Genomic DNA, 22941 nt, shown 5'->3' on the forward strand with positions numbered 1-22941 from the left:
TTCACTTCGATTCCGCGGGCTTGAGGCCGGCACGCTGCAGATAATCAGAGGCAATTTCGGGGGGCGGTCCGGCGGGCGGCGGCGACAGGCCGATCACGGCCGGCCGGACGATGAGCGTCGGTGCGTCCGCCGGCGCCCGTGCTTCGAGAAGGTAACGGCCGGGTTCGAGCTTGTTGAGCTGATTGAGCCCCTCGCCGAGGACCTTGCCCTGGGCATCGAGCAGGTGGGCCTTGGCAAGATCGGGATCGGAACGCAGGCCGACACCGATATTGCCTGACGTCTTGACCTCGAAGCCGAACAGGGCCGAGGTGCCCGGCGCCAGCACCACGGGTGCGCCGACCCCCTCGCCGACAGGAATGACGGGTGTCGATGTCACGTCCATTGAGCCCGACAACGGTCCCTCATGGGTGGAATAGACGGTCAGCACGGCGTCTGCGGCCCCGAGGTAGCGGTGCAGTTCGGCTCCCGTGGGGAAGAGCTGCAGGTCGCGGCGCCCGTTCTGCTCCAGCGCAATGATGACGGGTGCGTCGGTGCTGACATCGAGCACCGTCGGCTGGGCCGGGCTCAGCCGGAACGCCATGGCGGGACCCGCGAGCTCGACGCTTCGCGGCAGGGCCAGGGCCTGCGCCTCGGGCGTGGGCCAGGGCGATTTCCCCTCATGCTCGAGCCACAGCACCACCAGCCCGGCGCCATGATCGACGACGAGTTCGCCGGGGCCGGAAACCGGGATCGTATCGCCATGCCGGACCTTGCCGTCCAACCCGATTAAGGTTGCCTCACCGCCCGAGACCTTGAGCACATCCCCTCTCGCCGCCTCCACCGAGATCTGCTCCGATCCGGCCGTGCCGAAAAAGCGGCGCCGGATCTGGCCGGCCCCGAGGGGCTGGGCCTGGCCCAGGGAAAGGCCGACGCGGGCCGAAGCGGCGTGATCGCCGAGATTGACCAGCCAGATCTCGCCGGCGCTGGTGGCAAGGCTCCGCGACAGGGAGGCAGCGCCCGACCAAGTGTTCAGGGACTGGGCATCGCTCGGCACCGCAATGACGGCGATGCCGGGCGCCAGATCGAGCGTGAGCCGCTTGACGCCGGCGGGCAGCTTCACCGGCTGTGCGCTGAAGCCGGGAATGGCGGCGCTATAGCTGCCATCCGCCGTCACAGGGGCGAGCACGGTGACATCAACGGGCGTGAGGCGCATCTGCAGCGCCTCGTCGTCGCCGGCATTCCAGATGCGCAGCGCTTCACGGCCGGCCACGGCGACGGCGCTCTTGTCGACGACGCCCATGCCGCGTCCGGCATTGAGGCCCGGCTGGCCGAAGGCCGACTCGGCTCGCCAGAAGCGGGTCTTGCCGGGCGGCGAAGCCGTGACGGGCAGGATCGCCTGATCGCCCGCCGGCAGCGAAAGGGCGATTTCGCTGTTCGTCGCGGCCGGCGTCACGCGCACATCGCCGTCGTGGGTCGCCACCAGCCAGAGACGGTCCGACTGCGGTGCGAACAATCCGGATGACACGGCGGTGAGAGGACGGTCTGGACTTGCGCCCGCCAGGAAGTCCGAGGCGCCGTCCAGTTGCGTCAGCCCGGCTGCGGGCGCGTGCACGAGCGCCGCGTTCAGCGTAAGGCCAGGGATATCGAGGGACACGGGTTCCAGGGCGACATCGCCAGGCTCCCGCAGGTCACGGGCAACGCTCTGCGCACCTATCCGGATGGCAGCCGCGCCGCCATCCAGAGTCCACACCGAGGCGCGCCACTGACCGCTGTCCCCATCCGAAGCCGGCCAGGCCAGGATGGGAGCGTGGCCGCGAGCGAAGGCCTGCGGATGCCAGATGCCGTCAGCGCCATGCTTCTCGACCGAGAGAACAAGGTCGGCGGTCGATTTGGCCGCCACCATGGTGAGCTGGTCCTTGGCCCCGGGAGGCAGGGGGAAGGCAAAGACGGAGGCGCCGTCGGCAGTGGCCGATGTGCCGAAAGCGAGGGCAGGTTGCGCTGCCTCCTGCGGCAGAGCCAACTGCACCTCGATCTTCGATGAGTCGTCATTGCTCGAGGCCCCACCGCTGGAATCGGTGCTCTGGTCGTCGGAGGCATCGTCCGGCTGGCTCCCAGCCTTGCCCGCGGCGGCTGCATCGTCGAGCGACAGCGTGTAGGAGCCGGCGGCCAGGCGGCGGGACAAGGTGATGTTCCAGTCGTCGGTGCGGCCGGCCAGGCGTTCGATTACCGTGCCGCTTGCGTCCTTCAACTCGCCCTTGATCTCGATGCGGCCGAAACTGCTGAGACTCACGACGCGATCCTCGGCGATGGCGAAGGGGAGTTCCGCCGGCAGGTCGACGAAGCGCGCCTCGCCGGGCTGCAGGGCCGTGGTGTTCAGGGTGATGCCGTAGTCGAGCCGATCGTCATGGGCGAGGCTGGTGAGGTCGATGCGATAATGCCCCGCTTTCAGGTGGCCGCTGAACTGCGGATCGGCCACGAATTTCGCCACCTGCTGCTTGTCGTTGCGGGTGAGCGTGCCGACCATGCCTTCAGTGAGCCCGATGCTGACATCGGCTTCGCCGGCGAGGTCGAAGGTCCAGCTGTCGGGGACGCGCGGGGCATCCTTGGCCTCGGGTTCACGCCATTGGAAATTCTGCGTCTGGTTGAAGGCCAGCGGATGCGGGCCATGGCCCTGCAACTGGGGCGGATCCTCGACCGGGCGCAGCCGGGCGACGAAGCGCGTGTCGACCTCGCGGGGCAGGATCACCAGGCGATATTTGCCGGACTGCAGATCCTGGTCGAGGGAGGAGAGGGGACCCGGCACCGTGAGCGGCCAGCCATCGGCGTCTTCCAGCCTGGCGGTAAGGTCGTTGCCGAGCGCGTAGAGGTCGAGATGGTAGTGGCCCGCCTTGGCGATCTCGATCGGCACGATCGCGCCCTGTCCACCCGCGAGGGCGCCGCGGCTGCTGCCATCGGGCACGAGGGAGATGGCGGTGGCCAGAGGCGCCGGCGCGGCGCTGAGGCCGAGATGGCCGGAGGAATTCTGCGCGGAGACATCGATCTGGTAGGTCCCGGCGCGCAGATAGGTCTGCAGCAGCGCGTTGTGGCCATCGCCATTGTCGGAGGCCTGGCCCAGCTTGGGCAGGAAGGACGTGCTGATGCCGAGCGAGGTCTGCAAACGCCCTGATGTCTCGAGACGGTAGAGGCCTCCATCGGGTACGTCGAGCCGATAGAAGGCGTTCGCGCCCTCGTGCAGGTCGAAATAATGCGGCTGGCCGGCGGTCAAAGGCTCGCGGGCGGGGCGCTCCAGCGGCGCGGCGGCTGCCGGATCCTGCTGCCAGGATACGCCCAGCGCGCGGGGAGCCGGCGGAGCCTTGAAATGCAAAGTGAGGACGCGGCCCTTGCCATCAGCCTGCTCGTTGTCGGCGGTGAAGGGGACGGAATTGCCGACGATATCGACGGCGCTGATCGTGCCGCCTTGGGGCACATGCACGTCAATGTCCAACGGCTGAGCGCTATCGCCGGCCGATTGCCACAGCGTCAGCGGGCGGCTCTGCAGATCGGCGGGCAAGGACACAGCACGCGGTCCGGTCAGGAGGCCGGGGGCCACATTGGTGATGATATCGTAACTCGTCGCCTTGTCGGCTTGCTGGAGGCCGAATGAGATCGTGGTGCGCCTAGGGGAAGGCGGCTGAACGGGGATCGTCGTGCCCGGCGGCCCGAACATCAGGTCGAGGATGCCGCCGGCATTGTTGTCGGGTTCGACGGTCAGCAAATAGTAGCCGGCATCGAGATCGAAGACGGCGGGATTACGGCCATCGGCACGCGGCGCATTGCCGATAAGGACCGGGCTCATGCCCGCGCGTATGGCGGGTCCCGAAGAGCGTATGGCGATCGGCCCGGGCTGCGTCATCTCGAACAGCAGCGAGGTTTGCCCGCGCAGGTTGAACTTGTGCCGCCAGGCCTGGCCAGGCCCCAGCTGAGGCATGTCCTGGGCCACGACGCTCGATTTGCCCTGGGCGTCGTTGCGCTGGAGCACCGCGGTCGCCGGAATCTCGTCCCCACCCTCGCCTGCGACATCGACGCTGATGAGATTGGGTACGGAGCCATCGAAACGGGCGTGGTTGGAAAAATACAGGCCCCGCAGCTGGAAGGGCTGACCTTCGTAACCCGTCACCTCGACAACAGCGGGCTGGTCGCTCCTTGCCAGCGAAAGAGTGGTCACTGGCTCGCGACTGGTCTTGTCGATGGTAGCGCCCTGGAAAGCGGGCGAGGCCCCGGACAGGCGGGCAGCCCGCAGCCCGGTGGGCGCCGACTGCGGCAATTGCAGGCGGAAGGTATCGAAATCGGCGGGGGCCTCGAAGCGCTCCGAGCCAAAGGGTCCGATGACGCCCTCGGCAATGCCAGCGGCCAGCGACCGTTGCGTGCCGGTGCGGATATGGAAGGGTTCAGTCGTATCCGAATTGGTCCAGACCAGCTTCTCGCCACCATAGGCGGTGACGAGATAACGGCCTGGCTCGACCTTGCCGCTGAGCGCAGCCCGCGTCATCGGCAGGCCGGGCTTCGTTTCAAAGATCGACAGCGCCGGCGCGATGTCGACGAGATCGGTACCGTCCCGCCACAGCCGCAGGTCCTGGAGCGAACGGCCGACAGCCTCGACATAGACGACCCCGTCGCCGGGAACATCGATCCAATAGGAGCGCTGCTGGAGATCGCTGAGCTTGGCATCGATAGGCTTTTGAGCCGTCAAGGTGGTCGCCGGCTGTTCCAGCTCGAGATAGGCCTGCGCCGTGAGCTTGACGTCGCCGCTGGCGCCCTTGGCCCCGAAAGTCCGGATCTTGTAGGTGCCCTTGTCGAGCAGCGCATCCACGCGGCCGTCGCTCGCCCCGGGCGCGCCCATTTGGTTGCCCGGCCCGCTGATCATGTCGACGAGCTGGAGCGCCAAGCCGGTGCTGCTCTGGGTGCGGATGACGATGTGACCCGGTACATCGACGGTCATCAGCGTGCTGCTATCCTGCCCGGCTGGCAGATGATCCGCGGCCAGGCGCGGTTGGGGCCCGGCGAACGGCAAAGGCTTGGCTGATGTCGGGACGGCGGCGGGTGCGGCCTGCGGTACGGAGGCGGCGGGAGGTTGCGGCGCCTCCTGCGCCTGGGGAGCGGGCTCAGTGGCCGGAGCGGGAGAAGCGGGCGGCACGGCCTGATTCGCCGGCGCGGTGGCCGGCGCGGCTTCGGCAACCAGGGCCTGAAGGGCCGCGAGGCGCGCCTGATAGCTCGCAGCCAGGCATTTCGACAGGCGGGCCCGGTCCGAGGACACGCAGGATTTGTTGCGGTCCGCCAGCCAGCGGCGCTGCTTGAGGCGCAGATCGGCGAGCTTCGCGGGATCATTGCCGAGAGCGGCCAGCGCCTGCCGGTAGCTGTCCGCCAGGGCCGTATCCTGGGCAATCAGGGCGGGAGAGGCGCAGATCGCCTTTTCGATCGGGGTCTGGGCCTTGCCGCAATCGAAGGATTGCGCTTGGCAGACCAGCGGAAACAGGCTGAAACCGAGGACAAGGACCGTAGGCAAGCGAAGGGCAAAGGCCATGGATGACTCGTTTCTTATGTCGTCGGCAAGCTAGTCAGTACGGGTTACCAAAGGTCAAGACAAGGAGAGGAAACCATGGCCTGTTGACAGTCTTTAAACACAGGAAGGCATGGCCGGCAGTTCCTCCAGGGACACCCGTTCGGGAATTGGATTGAACGTCGTTGAAAAGCAGCCTCTCATGCCGAATGTCGGCATTCAACGGTGGGCTGTAGGAGAAGCGTGATGAAGGTCGATTTCTTCTTCGGCGTCGGCAGCCGCTATTCCTATCTGGCCGCTGCCAGCATCGATGAGATCGAAGCCCGGACGGGAGCCCTCGTTCGCTGGCGGGTGGTCTACAGTCCCGATCTCATCCGCCATGCGGGAAGTGATCCGTTCCAGCAGGACAGCCTGCGCGGCCAATACCGGCCTACCTATCGCAGCCTCGATGTTGAGCGCTGGGCGAATTTCCTCGACATCCCCTATCGCGAACCAGATTTCGCCGTGGCGGATTGGCGCCATATCGCGCTCTGGGCGGTTGCCGCCGAACGCCTCGGCATGGGCGTGGTGTTCGCGAGGGCCGCGTTCGAAGTTGCCTTCGCCGAGGGCCGGCCGCCGCGCTCGCAAGCGGAACTCGCCGGCCTTGCAGCGCAAGCGGGCCTCGACCCCGGCCCGCTGGCCGAGGTGATAGGTACCGGCGATGCCGAGCTGGCACTGGAGCACAACCTGTCGCAAGCCCTCGCGGCCGGCTGCTTCGGCGTGCCGTCCTTCGTGACCGACGACGGAAAAATTCGAAACAGCCAAAAATTACCCATGAGTCACAGGATTCTAGCCTATATCGGCCGAAAATTGACATTGAGGCCTGAATCGACTAGTTAAAAAACTAGTTGAAACTGGTTAAAAACCAATGGGCATAAAGCGCGACAATCCTCCATATTGTCAGATGATCGACGGATCGAACTACCGGTATTTTCGAGTGATCCCGGCTGACGTTCGCTACGGGTATCCGGCGGAATCCCTAACATTCGGAGTGCATTTAGATCCCAAAGAGGCAGAGCAATACCGTTCTCTCAGATCGGATCAACAACAGGGATTCATGGCCCGGAAGGTGATTGACCAGATTCGAAAGGCTTTCAACTCGACGGGCTCCTTTCTCGGCAATTCGAAAGGCAGCTACCCGACACGAAAGGTCATTGTTGAAAGTCTCGGCACCAAAGACCCCGCTGAGGCTGAACAAAAGGCATCGGTTCTTAAGAAAAGGGACGACAGGCTATTTCATGAACTCAGATTAATTAAAGCCAATGCATTAAATCTTTCCAATGAAGAAAGAATGGAGAAGGCTTTTCTTCTGGTTCAGAACGCTAAAAAGCTAGCAGACTTATTCGTGGATCAAAATTCAGTCTTGGATGAGTTGCGACAGGAACGACAGAGAAGCCGTATGATGGAACGGTACATCCTCAAAATGTCCGGTCACAACGATATAGATGCTTTTTTGGAATCACCGCAAGACGCGAATACCGAGGTGGCTACTCTGGCCTTGCAAACCATGAAAAGCGATGGGACGGGGGAACAACCTTCAGGATTGCGCCTAAAGAAATGTCTGGAACTCTATCTGGACGATCTGAAACGCAAGGGTGTCGGGGACAGCTCGGAACGGGCATGGAAGAAGATTAAGTCTGGAAAGACCACTGCTGTAGATGTTCTCATTAAAGTAGCCGGTGGCGACAAAGAAATTTCCTCGATTACCCGAGAACATGTACGGCTCGTTAAGAAGGAATTAGAGGAAAGAACCAAGCCACAGAAGCTCAAGGTCAGCGCAATTAATGTCTATATAGCAAATCTGAGAGCATTCTTTAATTTCGCACTGACTGAGATCGACTCCGATAAGCGTAATCCATTTGATAATATGAAGGATGAAGATCCGGAAGCACCAAACGAGAAACGGGATTCGTTCTCTTTTGATCAAGCCAAGCTGATATTGGCACGGCTTGATCAGGAAACAAATTGGGAAACCAAGGCTATCGGCTGGCTAACCGCGCTCACTGGAGCAAGATTGAAAGAAATTACGCTTTTGGATGCAGCAGATATCAAGATTCAGGATGACGTTCCTCATATCCTCATACAAGCGAATGCACATCGTAAAAGACTGAAGACCAAGGTTTCTAAGCGGTCAATTCCACTTGTGCCAAGGGCAATCGAGATTTTGCAGAAGTGTCCTACATCCGGAGCAATTTTCCCTGAATGTGTTAGGACGCCAGATCCGGCGGGCCTTCTCTCAGACCGGTTCTCCTACTTTCTGCGTGAAAAGATGGAAATCACCGATGAGAAGCTGGCATGGCATAGCTGGAGGCATTACGTGAAAAACTGTCTGATTAATACCGGCGCATCCGAGATGATGCAGAACGCAATTCTCGGACATTCGCAAAAGGGTATGTCCGGAACCTATGGCGAAGGATTCGACCTACCCAATAAGCAAAAGGCACTTGGAGAGGCACTAGCTCTTTTACTGAAGAAGATTGAGTGATGGGAAAGCTTCCCTATTAGGAAAAAAAAAAGATTCCTGAAAGGAATCGCAAAGAACCATCCGGGATTGTTGTTGTGTACTCGGATGACCTTTGTCCAAAATAGAATCTCTGATTCAAATGCAGAATCTTTGATTCAATTTCGGCCTTTTGTTTGAAGAATAAAGATAGTTGCCGCGAATACACTGTGTATTGTTGACGGCAGAATCGATTAGATTCATAGGACTCTTCTTCCTAGCAACATTCCGGAATAGGAGAGGAGTCACGAAACATGAATACGCCATTGATTCCAGATGGCATTGATATTTCCAAGCTGGTCGTCCCCGGCAAAGTGCCAGAAGATCCCATGGAAATTCCGTCATATGTACAACAACCGAGAGAGCCAGCCAGAGAAACTCCCCGCCTCTGGCTCACGATGCCCTTCGGCTTCTTCTGCCTCTTTGGATTACCGCTGATTGCGGTCTTCTATATCCTGCCTTTTGCCCTCTCCATTGGCATTCCGCCCATTACCGCCATATTCGTGTTAACAGCGCTATGGGCCAATTGTCTCAAGTGGATGAACCAAGGCAAGAGCGCCTCAAGGGAGGCTTCCGCTACATGCTGATGGCCGGCATCTTCGGTTTGGTTGTCGATGTGATCAATAACAATCTTCAGCACTAAGGGACATTCCAGAAAGCATGAAATATCTATCTTATTGAAAGGCCTGCTCAATGCAGGCCTTTATCACTTGTGCTATAATAAACGATTCAATTAATAGCGAGAATCGATATGAGAAAAAGCAGAACTGTGAGCTATCTTCTAAAAAGAGGTGATTCCGGGCACTTTCTAAAGTCCATTGACTTTGAGCGGCTATAGGCCCCGGTGAGATAACAGCTACCTTTACCGAGGTTGAGGCCGATAGGTTCCAGCTCGATTTAATCAATGCGAGGAAAGTCATTAAAATGATGGAAAGCCATCTAACGCTTTTGCCGCGCAAGCTGCTATTCATTGATGGCGTTCTAACTCCGATTAAACCATCTAGAAAAATTAATAGGATTGCAAAATAAATGCGGTTCTAACGGTTTTGGTACCTTACTAGCTTATTTAAAATAAAGGCCGTCTACGGCTTTCCTAGGCCGCTTAAAATTGATCTTAATAAAAGGTTTCCTACTAAGCCAATTGCAAAAGCAACATGCATCAAAATTATGGAGAAGATGATTGAGGCGGGGATCTCCTGCCTTTTGGCATTGGAAATCTCAAATGACTCATGTCGGGTAAACGTTGCAAAAGAGATATAGTTTGTGGTGAAAAAAATTGCGCGTGATCAAGGTTTGTAAGCCTATACAATCTTCCGGAAGCTTTTATTGCAGCGAGACACGCAACAGAGAGATCGGCTTCGTAAAACCGCTTTGTCCAAGGGAAGTTCTTGTTCTCGTTTTGGAAGCGCAGGAAGTTGCCTTTATCATCTATCCCCGGCGAAATTCGTTTGTGAGCGATGCAATCTCGCAGGAATTTAGCGGTCATAACGTCGGCTTTTATACCCGACATTTCGTCCATCAATGCCTTGTCGCTTGAAGCGAAACGTGCCCATTCTGATTGAAGGAACGGCCAACGCTGCGTGAATGAGAGCTTTATCCATCGTGGGTTTGATGTTCCGTTGGCGGCCATAAGGCTGGCTACAAGAACCTCCATCTCTTGTTCCATAATCGACCAATTGATGATGATGCGCCCTAGGATCGCGTAAAATTCGTCCGGTACCGTCATCAATTGAGGAGGCTGATTTGGATCGGTGCTATTATAGGCGACTAGCAATGCTAAATTCACCGGACCATTTTTGACGAAGGGAGGGAGCATGATCATTCCTAAGCCGGATGAAACCTACAGCGTCACATATCAGCCGATGGTTGTTGGATATTCAGAAGTCTGTTCAGAAGATATCATACCATTTGAAGTTAACGGCAGCATTGGCAAGTGATATGGCATACAATATTGCACAACCACTTAGAAGCAAGTTAAGTTGCGAGATGGAGTGAAACCACCACTACTGCTTATACTCGCTATGTAAAGCTTCATCGGAATTTGCAGGATGTGCAATCAACTCCCTATATGTGTCGCAAAATTGGCCGGCCAAAACGTAGAATGATACTGCTAAAAATAGACAGCTAAACCCTAATAGCAGCACCCCAAAAATGTTCTCTGCTGGTGCCAAGAACTCGGGGTGATCCTTAAAGCCACCGGCGATCAAACCAGCGCCAACAGCAAATACGCCGCTGCCAATGGAAGCCGCTGCGAACTTGATTATGTCTATCAGCCGACTTGTCTGGTTTACCATTCTAGCTAACGTGGCTTCATAGATGGCTTTGCGAGTCTCAGGGTTATCATATGTGTTGATCGGTTGAACCATCATCGCCCCCAAGGAATGCAACAGTCGATCATGCCCGTGATCCGCCAGTCATCGACGCGGCTTCTTTGGGTTTGGCGGCTTCTTTGCCTTTTTTGGTGGTTGGTTTGTGTTTAAAGGGTTGGTTCTCCTCATAGGAAGTAGATCCAAGAAACCTGCCATCCTTATCGGATATCAAACTGAGAAAGGTTCGATTAGGCAGCCCTAACTCATCTTGCGGCGCCTCAAAGGTACGAATGAGCTTATCGCCCAACACTTCCGCTGATACACGGGCATCCTGAATTTTATAATCCACTACGATACCAAACCAAAAGGATCGAACAGGAATAGTTTGCCCAGAGAAATCCAAATTTTCTATTCCACCGAATTCCACTTCAAAATAATTGCTAGTCGGATCATCAAACTTCTGCAACCATGCCTCACCGTAGAGTAATTTATCGAATTCCCGCGCGGTTCTTGCGGCGTAGTTCTTCATAAAGAATTCCTCCAAAAGCGGGTGGATCTCCCTAGAAAGTTCATTTTCGTATTTAACGTCTTGCCCCTTGTCGATTATGATACCAATTAGTGTTTCCCTCTTCTCATTAAAGGCCCCCAATCTACATAAACCGTATTTGTGAGTAAGCTGCTTCCATTCCTTCTGGGGATCATGGAATTTCAGCGCCCAATCAACACTTGCAGCCTCTTCCAAGGTGAGCAGGTCGATATTCTTCCTCTTGGCTTTCTTCACAGCTTTCTTGGTGAATCCGGAGCTTGATACCGCGATCACACGATTAAGTTTAAGATCAATGGTCTTTCCAATTAATGAGTCGATCCAATCTATATCTTGAGGTCGCGAATGATCTCGGCATTCAATACCAATCTTGAATACCCCGTTAAAGCTTGGCATCTCTACATAGATATCGATTTCCCGATCATCTCCATCATCTGAGAGGATTTCAGATTCTCTACGTGCAACCGCGAGAGGCTCAATTACGGAGTGAATGTACTTAATAAAACGCTGAAACGCGTTGGACCTTGCGGGCATAGCTTCCCTCGATTACGGCAGACTCACTGCCATGGTGAGAGCGAAAAAGGCGCTAAGCAATAGAGTGAATGAAGCAAACATTAAAAGGAATAGGGATGGGGGATTGGATGGTGAAGAAGTTCGACCATCGCTTTGCAGGGCAAAGCAAAAAATGCTAACGTTTCAGTGATGGCCAAGGACAAAGAGCAACCAACAGGTAGCAAGGCTCCCTCTATAGCGGGCATTATTCTTGGCTCGGGCTTTGTCAGTAATGTAGGCCGAGCGATGCTTGGCTTCTTGGTGGTTATGGCAGCTATAGCGTTTAGGGTGCCATCTGAATCTGAGATGTCGCTTGCCTATCTTGTTTCAGGCGTAGTGTGCTTTCTTGTTACGGTGTGTGGCCTTTATTCCCTCAAATTTCCAGATCATTCTCATCTAGATCCGAAAGGATTGGCAACGGTCCTAGCCAAGCAGCATGCACTCAAGGGAGGTAAGACCATTGAGGCGAAAGCGGAAAAAAACGTACCGCCGCCGAATGCGATAGAGGATAAAGAAGTCATTGTACCAAAGCCCGCAATCCTTCCGCCCAATGTGAGCCCAGATGCATAAACTGTACAACCTCTCCATCCGTTGGGTTACGAGTCAGATTAGTGAAGCTCTATTTCAGGGCGTAGATAGATCATTGGCGTTTCATGGAGATGTCATAAGGTTTAGTGGCAGCACGTGGCTTTTGTGGACCAACTCCTCTCCTCAATCAATTAGCCTTGGTATTCAACCCTTGCTAAAATCGGAAGATTCTTGGATTATTTTTAGTGTAAATCAACAAGACTATTATGGATTTGCGGCCCCGTGGATTTGGGATTGGATTAATTCACGAAAGCAACCAATCCAGACACTGCCAGTACCGGGACTCGCACCGACCTCAACAGGGCACGGCCTCTGGCCTCCCGGTTGGCCTAGGTGACGCGCAGCTCTATCCTGCCAAGTTTAGGTGCTAGAAAACACCGGGGGCATGGAATGCGTCGAACAATGCACGGAATCCTTCTTCTGACATCGATGATGGGCGGTGCAGCTCAGGCACAGAACTCAGCCAATCACTATTATGAGTTCTGTGTGGGCTTTATCAAAAGAGACGAACAGAATCTGCTTCCTGAGGAGTATTGTGGTGGCACAGTGAACGGCGTAGCAGGGATGTTTAAGACGGGGGATATAGGCCAAAGATTCAACGTCTGTATACCAGAGGAAGCTACGACCGGACAGGAGGTTAAAGTACTTGTTAAATATATGGATCAACATCCAGAAAAGCTTAACTGGGACCTTGCCAACGTCGTTTTCGAAGCATTTAGAGAAGCGTGGCCTTGTGGCAACTGACGGTATACTTTCGAAAAATTTAGAATAAATCTGAAACAGGATACGCCGAGGCTCAGACTCCAGAATTCCCCATAGGCCCTCCGTAGAATTCCAAAAAAAGGCCATGGTCACCGTGTTTCAGGGTTTTAGTCGCTATTGCTGCTGATCAGCATGAATAGGAATGGTCGCGGAAGCTCGATATCGGCCATAAGCAGCACCGTAGTCACATTTGACATTATGCCAAACGACCGTTAGGAATGTTGACACAACATGCATTCCGAGGGTTTTTGGCTATGTGCCAGACATATATTGGCTACTGCCGAGTCAGCACGGCAGAGCAGGGCAAGAGCGGCTTAGGCCTCGAAGCTCAGCAAATGGCCGTAGAATCGTTTGTGAAGGCCGCTGGTGCCGATGCAAGGCTTCTGGCCTCATATACCGAGGTTGAGTCCGGCAAGCGTGCAGATCGTCCTGAACTGGCTAAGGCCATGAGGCAGGCAAAGCTCACCAAGTCTCGGTTGCTGATTGCGAAGCTCGATAGGCTCACCAGAAATGTTCACTTCCTGACAGGATTGATGGAAGGTGGAGTCGAGTTCGTTGCATGCGATATGCCAAATGCCAATGAACTGACGATTCATATCATGGTGGCTGTAGCGCAGGCTGAGGCCAAAGCTATCTCAGCTAGGACCAAGGCAGCATTACAGGCTGCAAAAGCCCGTGGAACCAAGCTCGGCAATCCGAATGGTGCAAAGCATCTAGTGGGATATGATGTGAAGGTTGCTCATGCTGCTAACAAAAATAAGGCAGATGCCAGAGCCAGAGAGATGAAAGATACCATAGACGGCTATCGGGCTATGGGTATCGAGTCTGCCAATGCCATTGCTCAGAAACTAAACGATGATGGCATTAAGCCTAGCCGTGGTGAACGCTGGTATGCCAAAAGCGTAATCCGCCTCATGGACCGGCTGTAGTCCTGAGATTTTTAAATCATCGAAATTCGGAGTCTGGCTTTGGCTGGCCTTTGTCGTTTTCAGTCATCAGTTTTAGTTTACCTTTTCTTTCGCTGACCCTCATTGACCGACCATCGGCAGATCATAACCATTCGCTGACAAGCTATTAGCTCTGCAACCCGTTTCTGAAGCGAAAGCTTCGCTTGAATCATTGAAATTAATTTAAGGCCTATAGGGCTGAAGCAATTACCATCAGTAGCCATTTCTTCCTGATATATTCCTTCCTATTCATTTTCATGATCATCAATATTAATTGTTTCAAACATATTCCGTTATTTGTTTCATGCAAAATAATAAAGTTGATTCTGGCTACTACCGGCTATTGACGGCACTAATTACTATCCTGTAGTGGCGACATTACAGCGATGGTGCTGACAACTCAGGAAAGGGTATAATCATGACACGTATCATTGTCAGTGTTGACGAACTTCCGGCAGAACTGTTCGAACAAAAGAACCGCAGCAAATATCAGTTCGACGATATCGAGGAAGGGAAAGCTGAATTCATTCCGGGGAAAAGGCGTAATGTTTATCAGGGCCTCAACGCATGGCTGAAAAGCAATCCGGATGCGAAGCTTATGGTCACCAAGGAATGTGTTCGTGAGATTAATGGTGAACAGGTTCCGGGCGTCTACGTTTTCCATAAGGCCGCTTGAATTCTTACTCCTAGAAAAAAGCGTTGTCCGATTATCTCGGCAGCGCTTTTTGGTTTTGGAGAATTCCAAGGACTCATGTCAATTATCTCAACATGCCTGATTTAATATATCGGAAATGGGATGTGGAAATGAAGCCGGAACGGACGACAGCGGGTAATGGTCGAGAGATTTTCGCAAAGCCGGTGCTGCTTTCCCACAATCGGTACCTGGTGGATCTGATCCGCTGGTTTGCTATGCAAGTCGTTTGGGGACACAAAAAAAGCCAGTAGCTCATCAACCATGGCGGCGAAATCTAGTTGGAACAGGAAGGGGGGTCTAGCTGGCTTTCCGGAATGTCACATTTTCATATATCTTAATGGATTCGTGACATATAATCTTCCTCAACCTTCCTGTAACTAAATCTCGCCGGTTTCGGGCATATCTTAAAAAATACATGAGTCTGCTGTATATTGTAATTGCATTCCTCCGAAATTTCCTTTATTATATGCGGCATTCGATAAGATCAAGGAATCGATAAATAGTAATAGGATACTGTCTTGCCAATGGCCGTATCTCCATTCGCGCCATTTGCCGACAGTATCATGACTCCATAATGGGTTTCAGTGTTTGGCAAGACGCACTGAAGCCCATTTATTTTTTGGAGTAAAATATGAAGCCAATAATCAACCTCCTCGACGCTGGCATCCGGAACCGGAAAGACTCATGCCATCGTAACCCATCTTGCTACATCCCATCAACAAGCAATTATCGCTACCTCTGCAACCGACCTGTCAGTTGATATTCGTGACCGCCTGATCGCTGCCGGTATTCCTCATTCTGAAATTCTAGTTATCCAATCTGGTAGCACAGTTAGTTGCCGTGAGCGATTGCGCGATGCTATCAATAAAGACAATCATCGTGTCATTCTGATCAACCATGTTGTCGCTTTACACCATTTCACGTACGCAAACCGTTATCATCTTTTCTTTGACGAAATCCCGAAGATCAGTAATTCCTACAATTTAAATCCCATCCCGGATTTCATGGAAGAAATTACAAGGATTCTTTCTCCGACCGCAACGGAGAATAGCAAATATCTTACCATTGATTTGCCAGACGAATCCATTGTTCGAATTGGCGAGGGGATTAAGAAACATAAGATCATCGAAAATACCATCAATGTATTATCCGACGATTTTGTTGCATTGGTTCATGATATCCGCAATCGAGACCGCTTACTCGAATTTTCTGCAATGGAATATGAAGAGTGGAAGGTAGGAACACGCGATTCCCTTCATATCACCGTCAAATACAAGCCAGAAATTCTAGCTCGATATAAGAGCGTGACAATCTCCGCCGCAAACATCACCAAGTCGGAACTATATTCCTTCTGGAGCGAATTGGTGGATTTTCAGCCTCATGAACTGACAAAGAAATTGCGCCCGGAGCTTTATGAGACCAAAGGACATTTAGTCAGTATCCGTTACATTTCCAGTCGCCATGGAAGCAAACGTCAGCTTGAGACTATCGGTTACGAAAGGGTTTTAGCTGCAACAGCAAAAGCCTTCCGTGCTGAGTTTGGCAATTCACAACATATCGTTTGTGCTCGCAAAGGGTATACGTGGGAATTGGACACAGGGATTCAGCTTCCATCGAATATCAAGGGAGTGGACAATTACAAGGATGCTCATATGGCCTTGCATTTGTCTCCAGTAAATCCACATCCGGCATACAATAACTTTCTCAAGGACCGTCATGGCAAAACGAATGAGGAAGTCAAAGAAGCAATTCCATATGAGAGTAATTACCAGTTTCTGACTAGAACGTCTTACCGCGATCTAAATTCTTCCGATCCGGTGACATTCATTGTTCTGGATAGGAATATTGCTCTATATCTCCAGAAGATGTTTCAGTGCCCGGAACCACAGCCATTCAACATTGGCATCCCAGAATTATGGGAGGATAAAAAAGTTGCTAAAACGCCAACGGAAAGAAAGAGAATACAGCGTGAGAGGGATAAGGAAAAAGCTAAGAAATCTTTGGGATCTTATGATGGCTTAAAGATCAATTTCTGGCAATCGAAGGAATCACAAGAATTCTCACAAGTGACTCATGATTGGATTTCCCTTGGCGATTATATCGAAACTAATTCGGAATTAGACAATGGCGATAAGCTTAATCTTCCGATGTTCCGAGAAGGTGATATGCTTAATCTGAACAATCATAAAGTCTCAGACAACATTCTTTCCACAAAGATTCTGGTGCTGGACCTTGATAAGCCGGAGGGAACGCCAGAGGTTCTATCATCGTATCTGAAAACTATGAATTATTCTCATTATCTCAGCGCCTCCAGTTCCTATGATCCCGATAATAGAATTTTGAATCATCGTATTGTTGTCGGTCTCGATAGGGCAGTTGATGCCGGGGAATATCATAATATTATGAATGTTCTTCAGAATGATTTGAATCAACATTTTCGGAAAAGGGGCCTATCATCTGGATTGTAAGAAGATTAACCAGCGATTCTTCATACCTTCGATTCCGTCAAGCGGTAAAAGACTGTTCATTGATGGCACTACAAATTCCTTCATGAATGTTGAAGGGATGCTAAGCCGCATTCCGAAAAAGGAAGTTATGCCAGTATCTTCCCTGCATGTTTCCGGTCGAGTTGCTATCGAGGCTGTTATTTCAAGATACGAGTCATCACCGGGAAATGGGAAAGGTAACGATGGTCTACTGAACGCGGTAATTGATTTTAAAAAAATCGGGTATCAAAGTTCTGAGATAAGAACAGAATTGGAAATGGCAGTCAGACAAAATCGTTTTCGGTAAGGGGAGTGACCGTAATGTCGAAAAAGTAATTGAATTTGTGTGGAGATAATCAGGAAAAAAAGCTTTAGAAGATTCAGAAACTGCCAAAAAAGGAATGTTTAATGACTGACACAACAACAAGGAAGCTGAACTATGCAACTAAAATTACTTAAGGATGAAATGCGCTACTAGCCTGACTACCACGTAGCATCAATGACCTACCGCTTTTTGGACTTCGTAATGGTGGAATATCTGCATGATAGTTGGTACGACTTCAACAGGCTTGGTGACAGACCGGCTGTGGTTATGCTGAGAGAACGATTCGAAAAGAAAACCAATTAATTACAAAACAAAACAACAAGAAAATTGTTGAATGCAATTTTCAGAATATAAGCCGATTATCAAGCCATATGTCATCATTCGAGATGACCGGATCATTTCTATATCGCCTTGAACTCACGGATGATGGTGTCAAAGCTGGATTCCATGGAAGCGTGCATCAGGGATTGGTGTTTTCGAACAAGACTGCTGCCCAGCTTGTATGGGACTCCATTGAGAAATCCCTCGGAGTCCACACCTTCCCGACAGAGGCAGACGGCACAGGCAGCAGAGCCTCTTTTTGGCTCATCAGCATAGCGAAATAGCTCGCTATTGGCCTCTGAACGATTGATTACAGATGCCAAACGAGTTTTGGTCGATCTCAAAAGCAAGCTGGGCATTTGAGATGAAGGCTGAACCAAACCTTCAGCCTTGCCCATTCTGTAATAGCCAGCCGCATTTCACCGTGCCTGGTGGCAGCTACCGGCTACTATGAGGCCACGACTCGCATTGTCTGCCTCGGTGATGGGGTTAGCATGTCTCAATATCGGTGATGATATCGTGGACTCGAAACCGAAACTTGCCGATAGATGGAATCATCGCCATTCAATCGACAATTGGTTGACATAAGTTGGATTTCAATCAATATCTCTGATTCCTATCGAGGAGAAGAGAAATAATGATGGCAAAAGCCAGAACGGTATCCGACGATATCAGGGAAGCACAGCAGGCCGATAAGGTCTCATTACCGAGTCCGGATGCAACGATATTCGATGGCAAATCATATGACGAACTGGTGGCGTTAAGCGAAATCCTCAAGGCCAAGATTGAACAAATCAGGGGTTCGGAAATCGAAAAGTTCCGGACAGAGATGGCGGAACGGGCTAGAAAGCTTGGTCTGCCGGTGCCGGAATTTGGTACTTCCATCGCAAAGAAAAGCCAATCCAAATCCGGTGGTCAACCGCAAGTTCCGCCAGAAGGTGTAGAGCTTTTCACTAATCCGGCCAACCCTGATCAGAAATGGTGGCAGGGCAAAAAGGGTAAGAAGCCGGCATGGGCTGGCTAACGATTATGAGATAAGGCAGAAGGCCGGTAGAGATTTTGCCGGTCTTTTTATTTCGTTCATGCTGATCTATTTAGTTCGCCCAATACCGAGGCCAGATCGAAGCACTTCCAACACCTCAATCGCTTTGACTGTATGTTCGGAATGGGCGGCTGTACCAAGTCGGATGGCCAAGTCTTCGACCACGTTAGCCGTTTCATCGAAGGCGGCAACGATTGGCGGCTCAGCAGGTAGCAGTTGCGTCATTCATTGCAGGGTAGGGGCACAGAGGCGAGACTGTTGGGCAGCTATGTGGAGATTGAAAGCGGAAAGCGTTCTGACCGTCCACAGCTTCTACAGGCCATTAGAAAGGCCAAGTTGACCAAATCCAGATTGTTGATTGGCAAGATTGATAGGCTTTCGCGGAATGTTCATTTCCTGTCAGGTCTGATGGAATCTGGTGTTCATTTCACGGCTGTGGATATGCCCGATGCTATCGTATGTACTAATCCAGATCAGGAAAGCTGCAACATTCAAGCGCATATGTGCATGGAGGGCTGCAAGTGACAACGTGATGGCCGATTTCCCCTTTTCTGAAAGGCCCCTAAAGCATACCATCAAATGGCCGTAAAAGCTCTCGTTGCATGGAATCAGCGGCGTCTTACAGTTGAACTATCTACATTGGAGGGAGAATAACGTGTAATCCTCATCGGCTGACCGCACCGACGCTTCACACCTAAAACCCTTTCCGTGGTACTGCACGAAAAAGTCTGAGTTAGCAGTAGCAGCATGCTTCTCAATCACATCGCCAACCGTCTCGACCGATATATTGTTAAATCCGAAGGAGACTTCCTCAAGGTCGCATAAGGACGCGTTAGATACACACTGCTTAAGGCGGAAAATAAGATATGCGATGACACCGTGGCCAGCAAGCGACTCGTCTTGGCAGTAGAATCCGCCTCCATCGGAGTTTCTGCACGTTTGATCATCGTGCGCATATTCAGCGAACGGGCCTACTTCGGAGAGATTTGCCGTTTTTGGTCGCTGAGAGTTAGTAGGAGCCAAAACCTCTTCAATGCAGCAGTCGCCATGTGACACGTACGCATCCGACGGGATGACACCACTTTCCAACAAAGTTTTCCTCAGTGTCCGCATTGTCACGAGGCTTCCCGGACCGACCGATACGGCATATTGGCCATTTTTGGCGTGATAAACACGCACGTTGTTCAAACTGCCCCTAATTTCTTGTGCAAGACGATTGGCTTCATCTGAACTGTCCCTGCTGTACAACACCAGCCAAGCATCTGCGCTCGCGTGGACGGAATTAAAAGTCGAACAAAGGGTCAGGATTGCAAGCGTTAACAAGGCCGTAGCCAGAGTGGTCGAATGTTTACGAGCGCGGATTCGGTAGACAACCATTTCTATCGCCTTCGGTATTAATCTGGAGACTTTCGAATTCGCAGTCCACTTTACGCCGCGATGTACGTATGCGCTTGAGTGGCTTCTTTGATCTGCTCGCGAAGTTTGTCCCTCGGAAACTGTTTGCTTGAGCCAAGTGCAAAAGCTGGGAGAAATGAAAAAGCTCCCTATCACACTTTATCGTTACGCTCTTTGTTATAAAATGTCTATAAAATGTCTATGTGACATTTCCTCTGCGGAGATATATCAGTATCAGGCGCGGATTTGCGCTGGAGCGACGCGAAATGAGACTATGGCCGATCGAAGGAACTGAGGTTTGATATTGCTAACATTCGAAAAGCCCTGGTGCAGTCCACCTTGCTTCAGTGGGCACGTCCGAGACAAGCATGCGGTGTGTCATAAGGATGGGTTCCAGCGCCGACCAATAGCGCTACGCTAATGCATATTCCCGCTAAGCTCGCTTGAAATCATGCCTACATATCCAAACCACGCCTAGGTGCGCAGAACCAGTTTCGCGATATAGAGGATGAAATGAGATGCCTGACAGTGCACTTCCTAGCGCATCCTGTGAGGCATTCGAGAGGAATCGCGATGCGCCATCGTCGGCCTCATAGCCAATCCGAATAGGTTGTGTACATTTTGCTACCAGAAGCGTACCATCACTTGCTGATGGGAGCGTTTGATTTCTCTAACTCCTTTTACGCGACTCAAACAAATAGCTTTCGAAGGACAAACTTCGCGGGGAAACAAAGGAGAGACGCAATGAGGCGGCTTCTATCCATTATGGCGCTTAGTCTTGTTTTGTCTGGCACTGCGCTTAGTGCTTGCTATGCCTGCGAATGCGAAGGTAACAATAACTGCCAGAAGAACAGCAAGGTTGAAGCGTGTTCTACGAAATAAGCAACTATTAATTAGTTGTTTGTTTAGAAGGCCGTATTTGATAGCGCGGCGCGGCTCCAGACATTCTAAAACTTTCGCTCAGCCCGAACATTCGCTGGGTTGCATACGTCTTGAGCTAGACATGTTCATCCCTGATCTAACCGCACTACCATCAGCGCCTAGTCATACATTCGGTCATTCGGTGCCAGCCAGAGCAGGCCTTGCTCCTACTTGCCAATCACTCGATAGGACTGTGACGAGCTTTGACACCTTGCGTTTGGCGGTTTCCAACAATTACCAAATCTAGCGCCGTCGATTAATGGTTTGCCATCGCCCGTTGAACACGCTGAAGCATTTTGGCGCAGACCTTCCAATGAAATTGATGGATACCGTAGGCCAAGCTATGAAAACCGGGAGAGGCAATAATGAGTGGCCTGATCGCAATATTTGTGTTCTTGACCACAATATCTACAATCGCGTTAGAGACCCATTTTATCGATCAGGCGTTCCCGGGCGAAACAATAGAGAAATGTGCGCCGGTCGAATGCCAACCAGACGTACAGCATGAAACTCGCAACGTTCCGATATGTGGCTTCAATGATGCCGCCGCACCGAACGCGGCGACCTATAAGTGCTATAACTACTATAGTTATACAGACAAATAGTGTAAGAGAACATGCATATTTGTGCGCTGCGAGGACTAAGAACCAAAATGCTCCGCTCGTTGATTTACACCGCGTTGCTCTTGACGCTCGCCGCTACGGGACTCTCTGCCCAAGTGAGAGCTGTAGCGTCACAAGAGGGCACGCCGGCGATGCCAGAAAGAAAGTGCAATGGAACGGAGTGTAGGAGTGGAAGCTCCCAAGGAAGTAAAAGCTCGATCACGCGAGGTGCAAAGGAAGCATGTATTGCCGGATGTACGACACGATTTCTCGCGTGTACTAATCCAGATCAAGAAAAATGCAACATTCAAGCGCATATGTGCATGGAGGGCTGCAAATGACAGCGCGATCGGATGTCTATACGTTTAGCTGCGGTTGTGACGCATGCAATTCTTATTTGGTTGTTTCGAATTACTTTCAAAGAATTGGAAGGACGTCAACTTTCGCAGGTCGGGCCCTTGCATTACTGAGTTTAGCGTGTCTCCAACATTGGTTTGATACGATAATTGGAACCAGAAGTTTGGCATACGCACTGGCGTTTATTTTTTCGTGCGCTTTTTGTACAGTCGCATTTGCCGATACAGCATGGCTTGTCTTTTATAGCCGCGATACGGTTGAGGAAGCTCAAAGCCTCGCGTCACAGTTGAGGACCAGCGTTCAAGATGTGCGTGTTTACCGGGCCAAGAATGGAGCGTACGCAGTCGCCCATGGTCCCGGCGCACTGGAAAGTATGCGCGCCCTTCGCAGGAGTTATTTGGAACGCGGCACCATTCCGTCGGACACATATGTCTCTCATGGCGATTGCTGCGTCGAGCAGGCTGATGCCGACTCCGGAACGCAGCAATCCGGGAATGGCACGGATGATACACAATCCACCGTGGATGCGCCCGGTAGTGCATCCGACGGGTCGATGCCATCGAAAGTCGTTCTGTCATGCCGCGTAACGGAGGAGTATATCGGCACCTACGAAGGCAAACCGGTGCAAGAAACGAAGACGGAAATATATATATTTGCCTTGCGACCTGGGGCAGGTACCGCCGATTTGTCCAACGAAGACTACGATCTTTCTGTATCTGAAAGCACGTATACCCTGAAAAACAAAAGCAGTACTTCGTCGAAGGAACTTAATATCGATAGAACTACGGGTTCTATTTCAGGATTATTCGTTTTTAAAGATGAAAGTCGCCATATCGATTTTATGATGCAAATTGATGGGCGATGTTCTCGCACAGAAGATAGAGGGTTGTGAGGTAAACGGACTGGCATTGGCGACGTCGATTGGCTAGCTCTGCTAAGAGAAGCATTGAAGAGACTTTATAGAACGTAAGCGCTGTTGCGATCCCACCTTTCGGATTTGCGTGTGAAGCAGGATGTTTGAAGCCCTTGAGGGCTTAGACAT

At 52.1% G+C, this 22941-nt stretch carries 18 protein-coding genes; 13 read left to right on the top strand and 5 right to left on the bottom strand.

Translation table 11 applies throughout. From position 1 onward, the window contains the following. Position 1 precedes the first annotated feature (1 nt). A complete protein-coding gene (locus QQL24_RS28985; protein WP_284315786.1) occupies positions 2 to 5539 on the bottom strand; it encodes a lysozyme inhibitor LprI family protein in 5538 nt (1845 codons plus the stop codon). A gap of 222 nt (positions 5540 to 5761) precedes the next feature. Here QQL24_RS28985 and QQL24_RS28990 point away from each other — a divergent pair, with 222 nt between their 5' ends. The 3 genes from QQL24_RS28990 to QQL24_RS29000 all read left to right on the top strand — a co-directional run bounded on the left by QQL24_RS28990 (position 5762) and on the right by QQL24_RS29000 (position 8641). After that, a complete protein-coding gene (locus QQL24_RS28990) occupies positions 5762 to 6394 on the top strand; it encodes a 2-hydroxychromene-2-carboxylate isomerase (RefSeq protein WP_284315787.1) in 633 nt (210 codons plus the stop codon). A gap of 64 nt (positions 6395 to 6458) precedes the next feature. Next, positions 6459 to 8039: a tyrosine-type recombinase/integrase gene (locus QQL24_RS28995; RefSeq protein WP_284315788.1), complete on the top strand. Its 1581-nt coding sequence runs from the start codon at positions 6459 to 6461 to the stop codon at positions 8037 to 8039. Between the two features lie 269 nt (positions 8040 to 8308). Beyond that, complete coding sequence (locus tag QQL24_RS29000) at positions 8309 to 8641, top strand: hypothetical protein (protein ID WP_284315789.1); 333 nt, start codon at positions 8309 to 8311, stop codon at positions 8639 to 8641. Positions 8642 to 9219: 578 nt separating this feature from the next. Here the strand turns inward: QQL24_RS29000 and QQL24_RS29005 are convergent. Beyond that, positions 9220 to 9870, bottom strand: a complete 651-nt coding sequence (locus tag QQL24_RS29005; protein ID WP_284315790.1) for a hypothetical protein — start codon at positions 9868 to 9870, stop codon at positions 9220 to 9222. On the opposite strand from QQL24_RS29005, the gene QQL24_RS29010 reads away from it, so the two are divergent. Then, on the top strand, positions 9869 to 9991 hold the full coding sequence (locus QQL24_RS29010; protein WP_284315791.1) for a hypothetical protein: 123 nt from the start codon (positions 9869 to 9871) through the stop codon (positions 9989 to 9991). The genes QQL24_RS29005 and QQL24_RS29010 overlap by 2 nt on opposite strands. Before the next feature lie 66 nt (positions 9992 to 10057). Here the strand turns inward: QQL24_RS29010 and QQL24_RS29015 are convergent, their stop codons facing one another. Both QQL24_RS29015 and QQL24_RS29020 read right to left on the bottom strand, forming a co-directional pair. After that, positions 10058 to 10420 (bottom strand): hypothetical protein, encoded by a 363-nt coding sequence (locus tag QQL24_RS29015; protein WP_284315792.1) that lies wholly within the window; start codon positions 10418 to 10420, stop codon positions 10058 to 10060. A gap of 28 nt (positions 10421 to 10448) precedes the next feature. Beyond that, on the bottom strand, positions 10449 to 11441 hold the full coding sequence (locus QQL24_RS29020; RefSeq protein ID WP_284315793.1) for a restriction endonuclease: 993 nt from the start codon (positions 11439 to 11441) through the stop codon (positions 10449 to 10451). Positions 11442 to 11609: 168 nt separating this feature from the next. Here QQL24_RS29020 and QQL24_RS29025 point away from each other — a divergent pair, with 168 nt between their 5' ends. The 6 genes from QQL24_RS29025 (at position 11610) to QQL24_RS29050 (ending at position 16918) form a co-directional block, all read left to right on the top strand. Then, complete coding sequence (locus tag QQL24_RS29025) at positions 11610 to 12029, top strand: hypothetical protein (RefSeq protein ID WP_284315794.1); 420 nt, start codon at positions 11610 to 11612, stop codon at positions 12027 to 12029. Positions 12030 to 12449: 420 nt separating this feature from the next. After that, positions 12450 to 12791: a Rap1a/Tai family immunity protein gene (locus tag QQL24_RS29030; protein WP_284315795.1), complete on the top strand. Its 342-nt coding sequence runs from the start codon at positions 12450 to 12452 to the stop codon at positions 12789 to 12791. A 236-nt stretch (positions 12792 to 13027) separates the two neighbouring features. Beyond that, positions 13028 to 13738, top strand: coding sequence for a recombinase family protein (locus QQL24_RS29035; protein ID WP_284315796.1), 711 nt, complete (start codon positions 13028 to 13030; stop codon positions 13736 to 13738). Positions 13739 to 14174: 436 nt separating this feature from the next. Further along, positions 14175 to 14432: a hypothetical protein gene (locus QQL24_RS29040; RefSeq protein WP_284315797.1), complete on the top strand. Its 258-nt coding sequence runs from the start codon at positions 14175 to 14177 to the stop codon at positions 14430 to 14432. Between the two features lie 23 nt (positions 14433 to 14455). Further along, positions 14456 to 14701 (top strand): hypothetical protein, encoded by a 246-nt coding sequence (locus tag QQL24_RS29045; protein ID WP_284315798.1) that lies wholly within the window; start codon positions 14456 to 14458, stop codon positions 14699 to 14701. Between the two features lie 597 nt (positions 14702 to 15298). Continuing rightward, positions 15299 to 16918 carry a hypothetical protein gene (locus QQL24_RS29050; RefSeq protein WP_284315799.1) on the top strand — a complete coding sequence of 540 codons (1620 nt, stop codon included), beginning with the start codon at positions 15299 to 15301 and terminating at the stop codon, positions 16916 to 16918. A gap of 744 nt (positions 16919 to 17662) precedes the next feature. On the opposite strand, the gene QQL24_RS29055 is transcribed toward QQL24_RS29050, so the two are convergent. Then, the gene (locus QQL24_RS29055) at positions 17663 to 17980 is read right to left on the bottom strand and encodes a hypothetical protein (protein WP_284315800.1); all 318 of its coding nucleotides are present in this window, start codon (positions 17978 to 17980) and stop codon (positions 17663 to 17665) included. Positions 17981 to 18219: 239 nt separating this feature from the next. Here QQL24_RS29055 and QQL24_RS29060 point away from each other — a divergent pair, with 239 nt between their 5' ends. The 3 genes from QQL24_RS29060 to QQL24_RS29070 all read left to right on the top strand — a co-directional run bounded on the left by QQL24_RS29060 (position 18220) and on the right by QQL24_RS29070 (position 22791). After that, the gene (locus QQL24_RS29060) at positions 18220 to 18606 is read left to right on the top strand and encodes an H-NS family nucleoid-associated regulatory protein (protein WP_284315801.1); all 387 of its coding nucleotides are present in this window, start codon (positions 18220 to 18222) and stop codon (positions 18604 to 18606) included. Positions 18607 to 18852: 246 nt separating this feature from the next. Next, complete coding sequence (locus QQL24_RS29065) at positions 18853 to 19149, top strand: recombinase family protein (protein WP_348536507.1); 297 nt, start codon at positions 18853 to 18855, stop codon at positions 19147 to 19149. Positions 19150 to 22062: 2913 nt separating this feature from the next. Continuing rightward, the gene (locus tag QQL24_RS29070; protein WP_284315803.1) at positions 22063 to 22791 is read left to right on the top strand and encodes a hypothetical protein; all 729 of its coding nucleotides are present in this window, start codon (positions 22063 to 22065) and stop codon (positions 22789 to 22791) included. Positions 22792 to 22941: the final 150 nt, after the last annotated feature.

It is taken from the genome of Labrys miyagiensis, from assembly GCF_030160835.1.
Classification (GTDB): Bacteria; Pseudomonadota; Alphaproteobacteria; order Rhizobiales; family Labraceae; genus Labrys; species Labrys miyagiensis.